Raw genomic sequence first — 17,639 nt, 5'->3', positions numbered from 1 at the left:
TATTTAAAAAAAATGGAAAAAGATAACTTAATAATTCATGTAATTTTAACTGGTGGTGTAGGAAGTAGATTATGGCCATTGTCTCGTAAAAGCCAACCAAAACAATACTTGGAAATTTTTGAAAATAAATCATTATTTGAAATGACAGTGAATCGTAACAGTCATTTAGCCAATAGGGTAATGGTTGTAGGTAACATAGATAATCATCACTTAAGTGGCAAAGTCATGGGTAAAACTAATACTGATTACCTTAACATCGTGGAAGCTACACCAAGAAATACAGCTCCAGCTATTGCTTTTGCTGCTTTTGCTGCAAATCCTGATGATATATTAATTGTAACGCCATCAGATCATATTATCGATCATATGGACAATTATAACAAAGCAATTAATGAAGCAATTTCAAAAGCACAGGATGGATTTATTGTGACATTTGGGATTATCCCGACTAAACCGGAAACAGGTTATGGCTATATAGAATCAAAAGGGGATAAAGTTGTCTCATTTCGTGAAAAACCAAATGAAACTACCGCAAAAGAATTTATTGCAAAAGGAAACTTTTTATGGAATAGCGGTATGTTTTGTTTTAAAGCAGGAGTTTTATTAGATGAGTTGAAGCAGTTCCAGCCAGATATTTACGAAAAATCAAAAAAAGTTTGGGAGTTGGCCAAGGATGGTTTCCTTGATTTAGATTTGTCAATGGAAATTCCGTCAATTAGCATCGATTATGCAGTAATGGAGCGCAGTAAAAAAATTAAGGTTGTACCTGCTTCGTTTTCCTGGTCAGATTTAGGGTCTTTTGAATCAGTATATGATTACTTGGTTTCAAAAGGTCATCCTGTTGATAAAAATGGCAATATGGTTATTGGAAGCGCTAAGCATACGACATTTTTAGGGCTAAAAAATACTATTTTTGTTTATACGGATACAGCAAATTTAATTTTGCAAAAAGAGAATTCACAAGATGTGAAAGATATCTATAGCGAATTGGAGAAAATTAATTCAGATTTGCTAAACTAAATTCATAGAATATAAATGAAAAAAATTCTTATAACAGGTGGTGCCGGTTTTATAGGCTCTCATGTAGTACGTCGTTTTGTAAATAAATATCCTGAATATCAAATTTATAATTTGGATGCCTTGACTTATGCAGGAAATCTTGAAAATATAAAAGATATTGAAAATCAACCCAATTATGCTTTTATAAAGGGCGATATAACAGACCAAGCATTTATAAATGAACTTTTTTCTATTCATGAATTTGATGGAGTGTTACATTTAGCTGCTGAATCACATGTTGATAGATCAATTGAAGATCCGTTGGCATTCGTAAAAACAAATGTTTTTGGAACAATGAATTTGTTAAATGCGGCAAAAAATCATTGGAAAGATAATTTTGAAGGAAAACGATTTTATCATATAAGTACTGATGAGGTTTATGGTTCTCTCGGAGCCGAAGGTCTTTTTACAGAAACGACTCCTTATGATCCCAATTCTCCTTACTCAGCTTCAAAAGCAAGTTCAGATCATTTTGTCAGAGCATATGGAGAAACTTATGGTTTGCCGTATGTGTTGACAAATTGTTCTAATAATTATGGTTCTTATCATTTTCCTGAAAAACTAATCCCTCTTTTTATAAATAATATAATTAATAATAAACCACTTCCGGTTTATGGAGATGGAAATTACACACGTGACTGGCTTTTTGTTGAAGATCATGCAATTGCAATTGATTTGGTTTTTCATAAAGGAAAAAATCATGAAACTTATAATATTGGAGGCTTTAATGAATGGAAAAATATTGATTTGGTGAAATTATTATGCCAAATTATGGATCAGAAATTGAATAGAAGTACTGGTGCTTCAGAAAAGCTAATCACCTATGTTAAAGATAGACCCGGACATGATTTGCGTTATGCAATCGATGCTTCTAAAATTAATTACGAACTAGGGTGGAAACCTTCAGTTACTTTTGAAGAGGGTTTGGAAAAAACAATTAATTGGTACCTGCATAATGAAGACTGGTTACAAAATGTAACTTCTGGTTCCTATAAAGATTATTATCAAAAGCAATACTCTTAATACTAATTGTTTAAATTAGGATATTGCGGTTAAAATTAAATTTTAATTTAATATGAAAAAAATAACTACTGTCTTTTTATTGTTTTTTATCTTTTTATCTTTTCATGCCACGTCACAGGACATCTTCAAATCCAATGATTTAAGCAGTGTAAAGGTTGATTTTTTATCTGACAGTGAGATTGCTAGAATAAGCGCACAATTACAAAGCAATAATATGACAATTGATCAAGCTGAGCCTATGGCTTTGTCAAAAGGAATGAGTGCAGGAGAATTTGCTAAATTAAAAATGAGATTAAACAAAGAATCAGGTAGTTCTCTAAATAAAAGGAATGAAAATATTAATGAGAGTAAAAATTCAGGTAGAATCCAGGAAAAAATCACAAACAACAAAGTAAAAGATTCAGTAAATGCTTTGATCTTTGGTTCGGAATTGTTTGATAATCCAACTTTAAATTTTGAGCCGGATTTAAATCTCGCTACTCCTGTAAATTATATTTTAGGACCTGGCGATGAACTTCAGGTAAGCGTTTATGGTGTTCAGGAGTATAATGCGAGCATTCCGGTAAGTGCAGAAGGTAAAATTACTATTCAGTATGTTGGGCAAATTTCTGTTTCTGGGATGTCAATTGAAGCAGCTACACAAAAAATTAAAGCTTCAATATCAAAAGTTTACAGTACAGTCCGTTCAGGTCAGTCACAAGTAAGTGTTACTTTGAATCGTATAAGAACTATTAAAGTTACCGTTGTTGGAGGTAAACAACCTGGTAATTATTCTATTTCTTCTTTAGCAACAGTTTATAATGCATTACATCTGGCAGGAGGGCCCGGAAAAAATGGAAGTTACAGAAATATTGAATTAATTAGAAATAATAAAGTTTATAAAAACATTGATATTTATAGATTTTTAGTAAAAGGAGACCAATCAGATAATGTAGGATTGAAAGAAAATGATGTTATTAGGATTCCGTCTTACAGTCAGAGAGTTACTGTTGAAGGTGAAGTGAAACGTCCAGGTGTTTTTGAAATGAAAAAAGGAGAGACATTTGCCGATTTATTAAATTTTGCATCAGGTTTTAATGAATTCGCCTACACAGCATCGGTAAATGTTATGCAAAAAACGGGTAAGGAATTTAAGGTTCAGGATATAAACGAAAGTGAATTTAATACATACCAGCCACAATCTGGTGATGTTTTTAAAATTACTAAAATTTTAAATAGATTTGAAAACCGTATTAAAATTGAAGGAGCTGTTTTTAGACCGGACTACTATTCTTTTACAGAAGGAATGAGGGTTTCCGATCTTATTACCCGGGCAGAAGGACTTAAAGAAGACGCTTACAGCAAAAGAGCCAGAATAATTCGTCTAAAATCAGATTTAACTACTGAAATTGTAAATGTAGACTTAAGTGCTGCGCTGTCAGGAGATTTAAATGCTGATATTGAATTAAAAAGAGAAGATATTGTTACAGTGTATTCAATTTTAGATTTTAGAGAAGAATATAAGGTTACTATTGATGGAGAAGTGAAAAATCCTGGAGAATATGAGTATTTCGAAAATTTAACTTTGAATGATTTAGTAGTTCAGGTTGGCGGGCTAACCGGTTCAGCATCGAAAAGAGTGGAAATTGCAAGAATGGTCAAATCTGATATAATTGATGATGGAGATCCGAAACGTATTGAATTAGTTGAGCTTGAAATTACTGCAGATAATAACGAACAGATTAAAAATTTTGTTTTGAAGCCCTTTGATGTTATAAACATACGGAGAATAGCAGTTTATGAAAAACCTCAAATGGTCATAATTAATGGGGCAGTTGCATATCCTGGAAAATATGTTCTGGCTAATAAAAAAGAAACCGTATATAATGTTGTAATGAGAGCTGGTGGTTTAACTTCTATTGCTAATTTAGATGGAATGAAAATTAAACGACCAATTAAACAAGATCAAATTGATCAGCTTGAAAGTGTAGATTTGAACTTGTCTAAAAATGATACAATTAGAGATAAATTAACTAAAAAGTTAGCTGAAGATTTAAGGTATGCTACAATTCCTGTTAATTGGGAAAAAATTGTGAAAGACAAGGATCACTACTCTAACGTTACCTTATTTCCAGGTGATGAAATTGAAGTGGCAATTTATAACGAAGGCGTAAAAGTTGCTGGTAATGTATTACTTACTTCTGAAATTCCATATAGAAGAGGTAAGAATTTTAAATATTATATAAATGCAGTAGGAGGAGTTGATAGTAAAGGTTGGAAGAAAAAAGCATATATCATTTATCCTAACGGGAAAGCTGCTGTTACTGGTTCATTTTTATTCTTTAGGTCTTATCCTAAAGTTACCCCCGATTCCCAAATAGTAGTACCTGAAAAACCAGAAACGAAGAAAATGAGTACTGGGGAATGGGTTAGTATAGGGAGTGTGATAACTAGTTTGGCTTTATTGATTGTAACTGCATTTAAATAAAATTTAAGTTTTGTATGGAGAAAAATTTACCAAATAATAATGATGAAATTTCACTAAAAGAATTAATCCAAAAAATAAAAGAATGGTGGAACTATTTACTTTTACAATGGAAGATTATTTTAATTGCAGTTACAATTGGATGTGCTTTAGGGATCGCATACTCATTTAGTAAAAAACCAATTTATACTGCTACATTGTCATTTGCTTTAGAAGATGAAAAAAGTGGTGGTTTCGGAGGCGCATTAGGATTAGCAAGTTCTTTTGGTATTGATTTAGGAGGTGGCGGTGGAGGCATTTTTAATGGTTCTAATCTTACTGAATTGTTTAAATCTCGCACAATGGTTGAAAAAACATTACTTTCCCCAGTTGTAGTTGGAGGAAAGACAATTTCTTTAGCAGAAATGTATATTTTAAATAATGAATGGCGTGAAAAATGGAAAGATAATCCAAAATTTGCAAGTTTGAAATTTTTACCAAATGCAAACCGAAAATTATTTACCCGCACTCAGGATAGTATTTTAGGAAAAATGCATGAAAATTTGTCTAAACAAGGATTTTCAGTGGGTCAAAGAGATAAAAAAATTGCCATTATAAATATAGATGTTTCTTCTCAAAATGAATTATTCTCAAAATATTTTTGTGAGGCTTTAGCAAAACAAGTTTCAGATTTCTACATAGATACTAAAAGCAAAAAAGCAAGAATAAATATGGCTATTCTACAACGTCAAACAGATTCGATCAGACGAGAGCTTAATGGCGCAATTACTGGAGTTGCTATCGCAAATGATAATACTTTTAATTTAAACCCTGCTCTTAATGTGCGTCGCGCACCCTCGGCCAGAAGGCAGGTTGATGTTCAGGCTAATACAGCAATATTAACTGAATTAGTAAAGCAGACAGAGTTGGCGAAAGTAACTTTACGAAAAGAAACGCCTTTAATACAAGTTATTGACAGGCCTATTTTACCTTTACCAAAAGAACGATTTGGTAAGGCTAGAGGATTGATTATCGGTGGTTTTTTGAGTGGTATTTTTATTGTTTTATATTTAATTTTAAAAAAAATAATTAGACAATTAGTATAAAAATGTTTGTTTAAATAAAGATGAAAAATTATACTTTAAAAGTTCAGGAAATAAAACAAGAAACAGAAGATACAGTTACTATATGTTTTAAACAGCCGGGGCTAAAGAAAATAAAATATTTAGCTGGGCAATATTTAACACTGCAATTTAGAATCAATGGGAGAAGATATATTAGACCATATTCGTTTTCTTCATCACCTTCAATAGATTCTACATTGAACGTAACAATAAAACGTGTTCCTGGAGGTATTGTTTCAAATTATATTAATGACTTTGTAAAAGTTGATGATATTATAGAGGTTCATGAGTCTTTGGGCGATTTCGTTTTTGAAGTCGATGAATCAATAAAAACCGCTTTTTTTTGGGGAGTTGGAAGTGGAATTACTCCTTTGTATTCCATGATTAAATCCTTACTTAATTCACATGAATTTATCAAGATTTATTTGGTTTATGGAAATAAATCTAAAAAAGCCGTAATTTTTGATGAAGAATTACAAAAGCTTAAATTTATTTTTCCAGACCGCTTTAAAATCTTTAATTTTTATTCGAAAGAAGATTTTTTTGATGATAATTCACATAATTTTAATGGAAGGATTAATGTTGAATTTATTAAGGATATAATAAAAAAAACAACAGAAGAGCCATGTAGACATTACATATGTGGACCTGTTGAACTTAAAAAAACAATAAAAGAATCAATATTTGATTTTACAGGCAGCCTCGATAATGTATTTTCTGAGGATTTTGAAATAATTAAAAATCCTGAAGATTTTAAAGATATTAATGATCATGAAATAAAGTTAAGTTTTCAGGGAATAGAAAATAAAATAAAAATATTCAAAGGAAATTCTGTTTTAGAAGACGCTTTAGAGTTCGGTTTGGAATTACCATATTCTTGTCAAACTGGAAATTGTAGTACCTGTAAAGCTACACTTAAGTCAGGAAAAATGAAAATGATTGGATTAACCAAGGAAAGAGAAGATTTAAAGGAAAATGAATATCTGCTATGTTGTAGTTATCCTTTAAGCGACGAAGTCAGTATTGAAATATAATTAAAAAAATAAATATAAATGAAAGTAGTAATTTTTGCAGGTGGTTTTGGAACCCGTCTTATGGAAGAAACTGAAGCTCGCCCAAAGCCTATGGTAGAAATAGGCGGTAAACCTATTTTATGGCATATTCTAAAAATGTACGAACAGCATGGTTATAATGAGTTTGTTATTTGCCTGGGTTACAAAGCTACTTTTATCAAAGAATATTTTTATAATTATTATTTGCATAATTCTGATGTTACAATTGAATTGGCTAATAATAACATTAACGTTCATTACTCTGAAACTGAATCTTTCAAAGTTACATTAATAGATACTGGTTTGTATACTAATACAGCTGGAAGGCTGAAACGTATTCAAAAATATGTTAAAGATGAAACTTTTATGTTGACATATGGTGATGGTGTTGCAGATGTAAATTTATCAGAACTGCTTAAATTTCATAAATCACATGGCAGATTAGCTACTTTAACAAGTGTTCAGGTTCCAGGACGTTTTGGAAATTTGGAAATAGGTGACAATGGTGAAGTTGACAGTTTTATTGAAAAACCAGTTGGTGACGGAATGTGGATTAATGGCGGTTTTTTTGTTTTGGAACCAGGTATCTTTAAATACCTTGAGGATGATGTTGAGGATATTCAATGGGAAAAGGAACCTTTAGGCGCTATTGCGAAAGATCAACAATTAGCAGCCTACAGGCATGAAGGATTTTGGAAATGTATGGATGCTTTGAGAGATAGAGTTGAATTAGAAGCAATGTGGAACTCTGGAATTGCAAAATGGAAAACATGGTAGATTCAGTATTTGAAAAATTAAAAAATGCATATTTTGGAAAAAAAGTTTTTTTAACTGGTCATACTGGTTTTAAAGGTTCCTGGATGCTGAAAACTTTGTCCTTATTAGGAGCTGAAGTAACAGGATATGCTTTGGAGCCTCAGACAAAAGAAGATTTATTTTATTTAATAAACGCAGATAAAATTTGTAATTCAGTTATTGCTGACTTAAGAGATAAAAAATGTTTAGAAAAAGAAATCATCGATTTTCAACCCGATTTTGTTTTTCATCTTGCTGCGCAACCATTAGTTCGTTTATCATATGATATACCTGCAGAAACTTTTGAAGTTAATGTTATTGGTACTGCCAATGTTTTAGATGCAGTTCGTTTATTAGAAAAAAAATGTGATGTAGTTTTAATTACTACAGATAAAGTATATCATAACAAGGAATGGATTTATCCTTATCGGGAAAATGACAGATTAGGAGGATATGATCCATACAGTGCAAGTAAAGCATGTGCGGAATTGGTAATTGATTCTTATAGGAATTCTTTTTTTAATAGCAAAACATATGCAAAACATAAAAAAGCAATTGCAGTTGCAAGAGCAGGTAATGTTATAGGGGGAGGAGATTGGTCGAAGGATCGTCTAATTCCGGATATAGCAAAAGCTTTTGCATTGGACAAGGCTGTTGTAATTAGAAACCCTAAATCAGTCAGACCCTGGCAGCATGTTTTAGAACCGGTTGTTGGTTATTTATTATTAGGGAAAAAGTTATCAGAAGATCCTCTGAAATTTAATCAGGCATATAATTTTGGACCTCATATCTCAGATGCATTACCAGTTGAAAATATGTTGGAATTAGCAATTCAAAGTTGGGGCAAAGGAGAATATAAAATTGAGTCAGATGAAAATCAACCTCACGAAGCTGGTCTGCTTAAACTAGACATCAGTAGGGCAATTTCGGAATTAAATTGGGAACCAAAGCTGAATGCAGAAAAAGCTGTTAGTATGACTATGGACTGGTATATTGAGTTTAACACTAATCAAAAAGAAATTAATTTATTTACTGAAAAACAAGTGAAATTTTTTCTAAATGAATAAAGTTTTAATAACTGGAATAACTGGTTTTCTAGGCTCTCATATTGCTGAAAATTTAATTTCGAATAATATAGAAGTTATTGGCTTAAAGCGTAAAAAATCAGATATATGGAGATGTAAAGAGTTTAAGAATAAAATTGAATGGGTTGATATTCTTGAAGAAGAGCCATTAATAAATCAATTATGCAATTATTCTTTTGATACAATTATACATGCTGCCTGGATTGGTGTTGAATCAAATGATAGAAATAATTGGAATGAACAAGTAAAAAATATTATTTTTTTTGTCGATTTATTAGAAGCCGCTAAAGCATTAAAAGTAAAGAAAATAGTATTCTTAGGGTCACAAGCTGAGTATGGTGAAATCAATAGTAAAATATCAGAACATACACAGACAAATGCTTTAAATGCATATGCAGCCACTAAATTGGCATGTTTGGAAATTTTGAAGACTTTTTCTGTTTCAAATGATATAAATTGGATTTGGCTCAGATTATTCTCCATTTTTGGCGAAAAAGAGAATTCTAATTGGTTAATACCTTCATTAGTTAATTCAATGCTAAATAGCAATGAGATGAAATTTACTTTAGGTGAGCAAAAGTATGCTTATTTATATGTTAAAGATTATGCTGAAATAATGAGAAAAATTATATTACATAGAATAGAATCAGGGATTTATAACATTTCTTCCAATGAAACTAAAACCATTAAATCTATAATTGAAGATATTAAAAATGTTATTAATCCTGAGTTTATTTTAGATTTTGGGGCATTAGATTATAGATTAGGACAATCAATGCATATGGAAGGCGACATTCAAAAATTATGCTCGCAAATAGGTAAAATTGAATTTTCTGATTACAATATTGCTTTGCAAAATACTTTAAATTACTATTTAAACAAAGAGAACTATGAAAGTATCTGACTTCATCGCAGAGTTTTTAGAAAAAAAAGGAATTAAAAGTGTTTTTGAACTATCGGGAGGAATGATAACACATATACTAGATTCCTTAAATCAAAAAACAAATATTGATATAATTACAATGCATCACGAACAAGCAGCAGCTTTTGCAGCTGAAGGATATGCAAGGGTTACTGGATTGCCTGGAATTGCCTTGGCAACATCTGGACCAGGGGCTACAAATTTGTTAACAGGAATGGGGAGTTGTTATTTTGATTCTACTCCAGCTGTTTTTATTACAGGTCAAGTTAATCGACATGAGTTAAAAGGTGATAGAGAAATTAGGCAATTAGGTTTTCAGGAAACTGATATTTTGTCAATGGCTAAGCCAATTACCAAGGCTTGCTTTCAGATCAATGACGCTAATGAAATTCCTAATGTATTCGAAAAAGCATTTAAAATTGCTTTAGAAGGAAGGCCAGGTCCTGTTCTTATTGATATTCCTATGGATGTTCAGCGTATTCAGATTGAACCTGAGTTTTTTATTTCAGAAATAGAAGATTCATTGGAAATTGATTTAGATATTTTTAAAGAATTAATACAAGATATTAAAAACGCTAAAAAGCCGCTTGTTTTATCTGGAAGAGGTATTAGAGCAGGTAAAAGCCAGGAATTATTTGAAGATTTTATAGTAAAAACCCAGTTGCCTGTAATTACTACTCTTTTAGGCTTGGATACAATTTCTTATGATAATTCTCAAAGAGTTGGATTTATCGGCAGCTATGGTAACAGATGGGCAAATATTGCCTTTGGTGAATGTGATTTATTAATTGTCTTAGGAAGTAGATTAGACATTAGGCAAACCGGAGCTGATACTAAATTTATAGAAAACAGGAAAATTTATCATATTGATTGTGAAAAAGGAGAAATAAACAACCGGGTTAAAGGTTGTGAAGCTATTATAGCGGATTTAAAATCATTTTTTAATGAATTTAAAAAGCAAACTTTTGATGATTCTTTTTTTATAAAGGAAGAATGGGTAAATTATATTAATGATTTAAAAAATACTTGGCCAGATATAAAAGAGCTTGATACAAAAGGTATTAATCCAAATGTTTTTATGCATTCTCTGTCTAATAAATCTAAAAATGCAAAAGCTTATTTAGCGGATGTTGGGAGTCATCAAATGTGGGCAGCACAATCCTTAGAACTTTATAAAAATCAACAATTTTTAACTTCTGGAGGTATGGGAGCAATGGGTTTTTCTTTGCCAGCTGGTATTGGTGCCTGTATTGCATTTAATAAAGAGCCGGTTATTGTTCTTATAGGAGATGGTTGCATGCAAATAAATATACAAGAACTACAAACCATCGTTAGGAATAAACTTCCGGTAAAAATTGTAGTATTGAATAACAGGACTTTAGGAATGATTAGACAATTCCAGGATAGTTATTTTGAATCTCGTTATCAATCTACTTATTGGGGATATGATGCGCCGGATTTTGCTAAAGTTGCCATTGCTTATGGTATAGATGCAAAAACAATTGAAGATGAAAAAGATATAGAAAATGCTGTTGATTGGTTTTGGAAAAATGAAAATAAGAATAAGCCACAATTATTGCAAGTAATGATTGACCCACATACAAATACTTATCCAAAGATTGCATTTGGTAGACCAATTACTGAAATGGAGCCTTTTGCCAAACCTATTGCTATGGAAGCAACATAATTCTAATTTACTGTTAAATAAAACTCATATGTTACAAAATTTAAAGGACGATTCTCTGTTAAATAGTTTAAGAGAAATTGCAAAAAAGAAATCAACACAAGTTATTGTTGCCGGAGAAAATTATATCCCTGTTACCGGAAAAGTATTAGATGAGGAAGATATTTTAATGGGAGTTGATGCAGCTCTTGATGGCTGGTTGACAGCAGGACGTTTTGCTAATAAATTTGAGGCTGACTTTGCTGCATATTTTGCTGCTCACAGGTCATTATTGGTCAACTCAGGTTCTTCTGCAAATCTTGTAGCATTTTATGCTTTAACTTCTCCAAAATTAGGTGACAGAGCTATAAAGCCAGGAGATGAAGTTATAACTGTAGCAGCTGGTTTTCCCACTACAATTAATCCTATAATTCAATTTGGCGCGATTCCTGTTTTTATTGATGTTGATATTGCCACCCATAATGTAAAAGCTGATATGATTGAGGCAGCCGTAAGTCCTAAAACAAAAGCTATTATGATCGCACATTCATTAGGAAACCCTTTTGATTTGGACGAAGTAATGCGTGTTGCTAAAAAATACAATCTGTGGGTAGTAGAAGATGACTGTGATTCATTAGGAGCGACTTACAAAGGAAAGAAAACAGGTACTTTTGGTGATATTTCAACATTTTCATTTTATCCGGCTCACCATATTACAATGGGAGAAGGTGGAGCAGTATTAATAAACAATCCAATATTATCAAAACTAGCAGAAAGTTTCCGGGACTGGGGTCGTGATTGTTATTGTGAACCGGGAAAAGATGACACTTGTGGATGTCGTTTTGGGCAACAATTAGGAACATTACCTTATGGATATGATCATAAGTATACGTATTCTCACATAGGATTTAATCTTAAAGTGACTGATATGCAAGCTGCTTTTGGGGTATCTCAAATTAAAAAAATTGATCAGTTTGTACAACGTCGTAAAGAAAATTATGCAGCATTGTATGAACGTATGAAAGAATTTGAAGAAGTTTTTATACTTCCTGAACCAACTCTAAATTCGGAACCATCCTGGTTTGGTTTTTTATTGACGCTTCGTGAAGGTGATGCAAATGACCGCCACATGTTAGTACAGCATTTAGAAAAAAATAAAATTGGAACTCGTTTGTTGTTCGGAGGAAACTTATTGAGACAGCCTGCATATGCTAATATAGAGCATCGTGTAGTAGGCGATTTGTCTAATACTGATATAATTATGAACCAGTCTTTTTGGTTAGGTGTTTGGCCAGGGTTAAATGAAACGCATTATGATTATATTGCGAATGTCATTAGAGAATATTTAAACTCATAATGTGATCAATTTAATTAAGAAAGGTTCTAAAAAAATCGGAATTGATGGTGCAATAGCATATACTATTTTGTCTAGGTTTATTCAAGCTGGTGGAGGTTTGATTACTTTATTATTTGTTGCAAAATGTTTGTCTAAAGTAGAACAAGGGTATTATTATACTTTTGGAAGCATATTAGCAATTCAAATTTTTTTTGAATTAGGTCTGTCTAGTATAATTACTCAATTTGTAGCACATGAAACAGCGAATATAACTTGGCATAATACAACTAGTTTTACTGGATCTGTTGAGTCTAGTTCAAGAATGTCTTCTTTGTTGCGTTTTACTTTAAAATGGTTTGCTGTTATTGCAGTTTTATTATTAATTGGGTTATTAATTGCTGGATATGCTTTTTTTGGTAAATTTGGTGAAGATGATAATTTGGTAAATTGGAAAATTCCATGGTTTATTCTGGCTATTAATACCTCTATGTCATTAATGTTGTCTCCTATTTTGGCTTTTTTGGAAGGATTAGGAAGAATTAGAGAGGTTGCTAAAATTAGATTGGTACAGCAGACAATTCAACTTTTTTTAATTTTGTTGTTTTTTTCTTTAGGTTTTAAACTATTTGCAAGTCCTTTAGCTGCAATACTTTCGTTTGGCATTGTACCATTTTGGATTTTAATGGGGGATAAAAAAAAATTATTAATTTTCATATGGTATAAAATAGATGTATTCACAGTAAATTACCGTGAAGAGATTTTTCCATACCAATGGAAAATTGCGATAAGCTGGATAAGTGGATATTTTATATTTCAATTATTTAACCCTGTACTTTTTGCGACTGAAGGAGCTGTCGTAGCAGGGCAGATGGGAATGACGTTAACTGTTTTGAACTCTATATTTGCCTTAGCTTTTAGCTGGATATCTACAAAAGTACCTGTTTTTTCAGGTTTAATAGCACAGAAAGAGTACGAAAAATTAGATTCTCTATTTAATAAAACACTAATTCAATCTGCCTTTTTAAATTTTTTTGTACTCACATTTTTTTTCGGAGTTGTTTTTGTGTTACGACATTTTGAGATAAAAATAGAAGGTAAAAATTTTGCGGATAGATTACTGGATTTTTTACCTATGTTTTTTATGATGATTCCAATTTTACTTAATCATATTGTGGGTTCTTGGGCAACCTATTTGCGTTGTCATAAGAAGGAACCGATGTTGTTGCAAAGCGTTGTGATGGGTATATTATGCAGTATTTCTACTGTTACGTTGGGTCATTATTTTGGGGTAATTGGCATCACAACAGGATATATGAGTTTGACAATAATTGGTTTTGTATGGACTTATTTTATATTTAAAAACAAGAAAAAAGAGTGGCATAATGAATAATAAAATATTATCTATCTGCATTCCTACTTATAATAGAGGGGCGTATCTAAAGTCTAATCTATTATCAATTTTCAAACAGGTAAAAAATAATCAATTAGTTGAGATTGTAGTTTCAGATAATCATTCGACCGATAATACATTTGAAATAGTTAAGGAGTTTCAAAATTATAATAATTTCAAATATTTTAGGCAGTCTAGGAATATTGGATTTGCTAAAAACACATTGGATGTAGTTTCAAAAGCTAATGGTAAATTTTGTTGGATTGTTGGAGATGATGATTTTATACTGGATGGGGCTATTTCTGAAATAATCAGGTTAATAGAACAAAATGCATACATTGATTTTTATTATGTTAAAGTCAAACCAATTAATTTAGAGTATTTTAATGCTAAAAAAGGAGTGTTTAATAACTCTGTTGGTTTTCCTCTTGATGTTGAAGTGATTGATAAATGGGAAGAATTAATTAGTCCAAATTATTCAAGTTTTTTTCTGGGAGAATTAATGGCATCTATTTTTAGAAAAGAAATTTGGGATAATTATAAAATATATCCAGACGAAGGGCATATTACAAATATTGAAAATACATATACTCATGTAGTGATGTATGCTAATACTTTTTTTGGTAAAAAAGCAATGTATATTAAGACACCAATGATATTAGTCTTAGAGGGAAATAGAGAATGGTGGGACAAAATAGGCTATATTTTAGTGGTTTTTGGTTATGATTTACTGGAAATCTTTAAGGAAAAAGGATTGAGATCCAAATTGTTAAAAGAGTGTTATATTCATTATGTTAAATTAACCTTTCTAACAGTAGCAAAACAAACTTTCTTTGGTAGTAAAAGTCACAAGATACCAACAAAAAAATATTTATTATTTCTTTTTAAGCATCCTATGGTTACATGTATCGCTATTTCAGTTTTAATTAAAAATAAAATTGTTAGTTTGTTTAAAAGGATTAATGCTTCATTTTGATTACTCCTTTTTGAAACATTTTGGACCTTTTATTTAGAATCTATTGTTTTTGTTGTAAACAAACGCTTAAAGTAAATTAAGTTTAGGAAATTAATAACAATAAATTGAATAAAGATAATATGGATGCTTCCTTTTTTAGCTTTTGTCTATCAGAATGTTTTTTTGATACATAAATGATTTTAATGTTAGTATTTAGTTGTCAATTTGTATATGAAAGAAGTGGAATCTAGACATATTGAAAAGAATTATTCTTGGAAGTATAATATTGTTTTTTTTATTATCATCTTTATTTCTGATGACACTTATAATTTTGGAAGCAATGAAAATTTTGTATATATCTTTGCAAAGTATATTATATATTTTATTTTGACTATATATTTGTTATCAAAAATTGGGTTAAAATCTATTACTTTTTTTACTAGAGGTATTTTAGTTTTCTTTTTGATAATGATTTCGATACTAATTACTTCTTTCTTTAATTTTGATATTTCTGGTGGGTATATATATCAAATATGGTTGTTTCTTCTCGGGTTTTTATTGGTTAATTTTTATTCTTACAAGCAGTTTATATATCTATATTCAAAGTTTATATATGTGCTAGCGGTTATTTCATTAATTGCTTTTGTAATCTCAAGTATTATTCCTTCTGTAATTGGAATTTTTCCTAAACAGATAAATTCAGCAGGAGCAAGCGTTCATAATTTGTGGCTTTGTGTGGTTTCTTTAGAATATACTTATTTACGAAATATGAGTATATTTAGAGAGCCGGGAGTTTATATGATTTATTTGAATTTTGCTATAATTTTCGAACTTTTTTTTAAAGAAGAAATCAATAAACGTAATCTTTTAGTTTTTGTACTCGCTATCGTTAGTACTTTATCAACAGCGGCATTTATAGCCCTAGGAACTATTTTTATTGCTTATTTGTTTACTAAAAGTAAAACGAAGGCGTCTCAAAAAACAAAAGCGTTTATAATAGCCATGATATTGATATCAATAATGGCTATTGCGATTTCAGGTGAATTATACAGTATGGTTTTTGGGAAAGTTAGCAAAGATAATGTTGGAGATGGCAGTTCACTTGCTAGAGGAGTTTCAGTCGTTGCTAATTTTAATATCTTTTTGGACAATTTTTTGTTTGGTGTTGGAATAAGGGATTATCCTTTGCTATTCGAAAAGTATACTCTCGATTTGGTTGGGATAGCTTTAGAAACGGGTAATAATACTAATACCATTACAACTATTTTAGCCGTTTATGGATTGTTGTTTGGGTCTCTTTTTGTCTATATGTTAATATGTTTTGCTAAAAAAACATCCAAGTCTATAATTGTAAGGGTTTTTATTTTCTTGGTTTTAATTATGTTCTATAGTAATGAAGATTTGAGATATTCAATAATGTCTGCAACGATGTTGATGTTTGGGCTTACAAGTCGAAAAGAGGCGAATTTTAAAAATAAAAATAATTAAGTAATTGAAAGTTTTAATAATATCATACGATTTTTATCCTGAAAATAAGCCTAATGCTTATAGGTGGTTTAATGTTGCCAAAATATGGAAGGAACAGGGGGTAGAGGTTTTTGTAATCTCTGCAAACAAAAATCAATTTTTGCCTTATGAAGAAATTGATGGGATAAAAATATACCGTTCAACTGAGTATTTTGTTGGAAACATAAAATATAAGTATAGAGAAAATGTGCAAGAGGAGAGTCAAATCTCTAAGCATAATAGCTCTATCGATATAAAAAAGTTTTTAAAAAAAGGAATAAAAAAAATATATGACTTTACGTGGTCTAAATTTTATTGGCCTGATTACTCTTTCTTGTGGTATTTCTCTACCATTCCTTTGGCTTCAAAAATTATTGAAGAACATAAAATAGATAAACTGATTACTGTTTCTTGGACTTTTACTTCTCATATGATAGGTAATAAAATAAAGAAAAAATACCCGTCTTTGTTTTGGCTGGCCGATACTATTGATGTTTTTAGTTTTAATGGTAAAATAAATAATTTGTTTTTCTACGAAAAACAGAATAGGAATATTGAGAAGGAAATTTTCTTAAATGCTGATTATAATACCGTGCTTACTGAGAAAATCAGACAGAAATATGTTGAACTCTTTCCTGATATAAAAGGTAAAATTGCAGTAAATCACAATGTTTATTTGCCAAATTCATTTGATTTCGGAAAAGAACCTGATTTGGATTCAAAAACCGTAAGATTTTTGTTCTTAGGAACATTGATCGAAGATGCTAGATCTCCTAAAAGAATGTTGGCTATTTTTGACATGCTCATAAAAAAATATACTGAGTACAATTTTATTTTAGACTTTTACGGTGAATTTTCAGACACTATGGGTAGTTTTAAAGAGTATCCGCATTTATTAGGAAAATCTATTTTCCTAAACGGATTTATAAATAGGGAAGAAGTAAATTTAGCTATTAAAAACTCAGATATATTGGTCAATGTGGGCAATAAAAATGAATTTCAGGAGCCAAGTAAATTAATTGAGTATATGTATTCTGGAAAAAAGATAATTAATTTTTGTTCTATAGAAGCTGATACTTCATTAGAATTAATCGAGAAATATCCCTTAAAGCTTAATGTGCTTTCTGAAGATAAATGTGATGAGAACTTATTAATTAATATTTTCAATTTTTTAAATTCATCAATAACAATAGATAAAGAATTATTAAAAACAATTGTTAAAGATTATTTAATTGATGAAGTTGCTGATAGGTATTTTAACATTATAAAAAAAGATATTAGATAAA

General features: G+C 30.6%; 14 protein-coding genes. All 14 read left to right on the top strand.

Translation table 11 applies throughout. The features are described 5' to 3' along the window. The first annotated feature begins 12 nt into the window (after positions 1-12). The gene (locus ABI657_RS01535) at positions 13-1,020 is read left to right on the top strand and encodes a mannose-1-phosphate guanylyltransferase (RefSeq protein WP_348095471.1); all 1,008 of its coding nucleotides are present in this window, start codon (positions 13-15) and stop codon (positions 1,018-1,020) included. A 15-nt stretch (positions 1,021-1,035) separates the two neighbouring features. Continuing rightward, positions 1,036-2,082, top strand: a complete 1,047-nt coding sequence (gene rfbB, locus ABI657_RS01530; RefSeq protein WP_348095470.1) for a dTDP-glucose 4,6-dehydratase — start codon at positions 1,036-1,038, stop codon at positions 2,080-2,082. A 52-nt stretch (positions 2,083-2,134) separates the two neighbouring features. Continuing rightward, positions 2,135-4,549 carry an SLBB domain-containing protein gene (locus tag ABI657_RS01525; protein ID WP_348095469.1) on the top strand — a complete coding sequence of 805 codons (2,415 nt, stop codon included), beginning with the start codon at positions 2,135-2,137 and terminating at the stop codon, positions 4,547-4,549. A gap of 14 nt (positions 4,550-4,563) precedes the next feature. Next, a complete protein-coding gene (locus tag ABI657_RS01520) occupies positions 4,564-5,631 on the top strand; it encodes a Wzz/FepE/Etk N-terminal domain-containing protein (RefSeq protein WP_348095468.1) in 1,068 nt (355 codons plus the stop codon). A gap of 20 nt (positions 5,632-5,651) precedes the next feature. Then, positions 5,652-6,683, top strand: a complete 1,032-nt coding sequence (locus ABI657_RS01515) for an iron-sulfur cluster-binding domain-containing protein (protein WP_348095467.1) — start codon at positions 5,652-5,654, stop codon at positions 6,681-6,683. Positions 6,684-6,701: 18 nt separating this feature from the next. Continuing rightward, positions 6,702-7,478 (top strand): glucose-1-phosphate cytidylyltransferase, encoded by a 777-nt coding sequence (gene rfbF, locus ABI657_RS01510; RefSeq protein ID WP_348095466.1) that lies wholly within the window; start codon positions 6,702-6,704, stop codon positions 7,476-7,478. Continuing rightward, entirely contained in the window at positions 7,472-8,563 is a 1,092-nt protein-coding gene (rfbG, locus tag ABI657_RS01505) for a CDP-glucose 4,6-dehydratase (protein ID WP_348095465.1), read from the top strand. Before rfbF ends, rfbG begins: the two co-directional genes overlap by 7 nt. Beyond that, positions 8,556-9,485, top strand: a complete 930-nt coding sequence (locus ABI657_RS01500; protein ID WP_348095464.1) for an NAD-dependent epimerase/dehydratase family protein — start codon at positions 8,556-8,558, stop codon at positions 9,483-9,485. Before rfbG ends, ABI657_RS01500 begins: the two co-directional genes overlap by 8 nt. Then, entirely contained in the window at positions 9,472-11,190 is a 1,719-nt protein-coding gene (locus tag ABI657_RS01495) for a thiamine pyrophosphate-binding protein (RefSeq protein WP_348095463.1), read from the top strand. Before ABI657_RS01500 ends, ABI657_RS01495 begins: the two co-directional genes overlap by 14 nt. A 28-nt stretch (positions 11,191-11,218) precedes the next feature. After that, positions 11,219-12,523, top strand: a complete 1,305-nt coding sequence (gene rfbH, locus ABI657_RS01490; RefSeq protein ID WP_348095462.1) for a lipopolysaccharide biosynthesis protein RfbH — start codon at positions 11,219-11,221, stop codon at positions 12,521-12,523. A 1-nt stretch (position 12,524) separates the two neighbouring features. Then, entirely contained in the window at positions 12,525-13,892 is a 1,368-nt protein-coding gene (locus ABI657_RS01485; RefSeq protein ID WP_348095461.1) for a polysaccharide biosynthesis protein, read from the top strand. After that, positions 13,885-14,868, top strand: a complete 984-nt coding sequence (locus ABI657_RS01480; protein ID WP_348095460.1) for a glycosyltransferase family 2 protein — start codon at positions 13,885-13,887, stop codon at positions 14,866-14,868. Before ABI657_RS01485 ends, ABI657_RS01480 begins: the two co-directional genes overlap by 8 nt. A 210-nt stretch (positions 14,869-15,078) precedes the next feature. Next, positions 15,079-16,335, top strand: a complete 1,257-nt coding sequence (locus ABI657_RS01475) for a hypothetical protein (protein ID WP_348095459.1) — start codon at positions 15,079-15,081, stop codon at positions 16,333-16,335. Between the two features lie 4 nt (positions 16,336-16,339). Then, entirely contained in the window at positions 16,340-17,638 is a 1,299-nt protein-coding gene (locus tag ABI657_RS01470) for a hypothetical protein (RefSeq protein WP_348095458.1), read from the top strand. The last annotated feature ends 1 nt before the right edge of the window (position 17,639 follow it).

The organism is Flavobacterium sp., assembly GCF_039930565.1.
Taxonomy (GTDB): Bacteria; Bacteroidota; Bacteroidia; order Flavobacteriales; family Flavobacteriaceae; genus Flavobacterium.
This window is presented reverse-complemented; position numbering and strand designations above follow the sequence as displayed.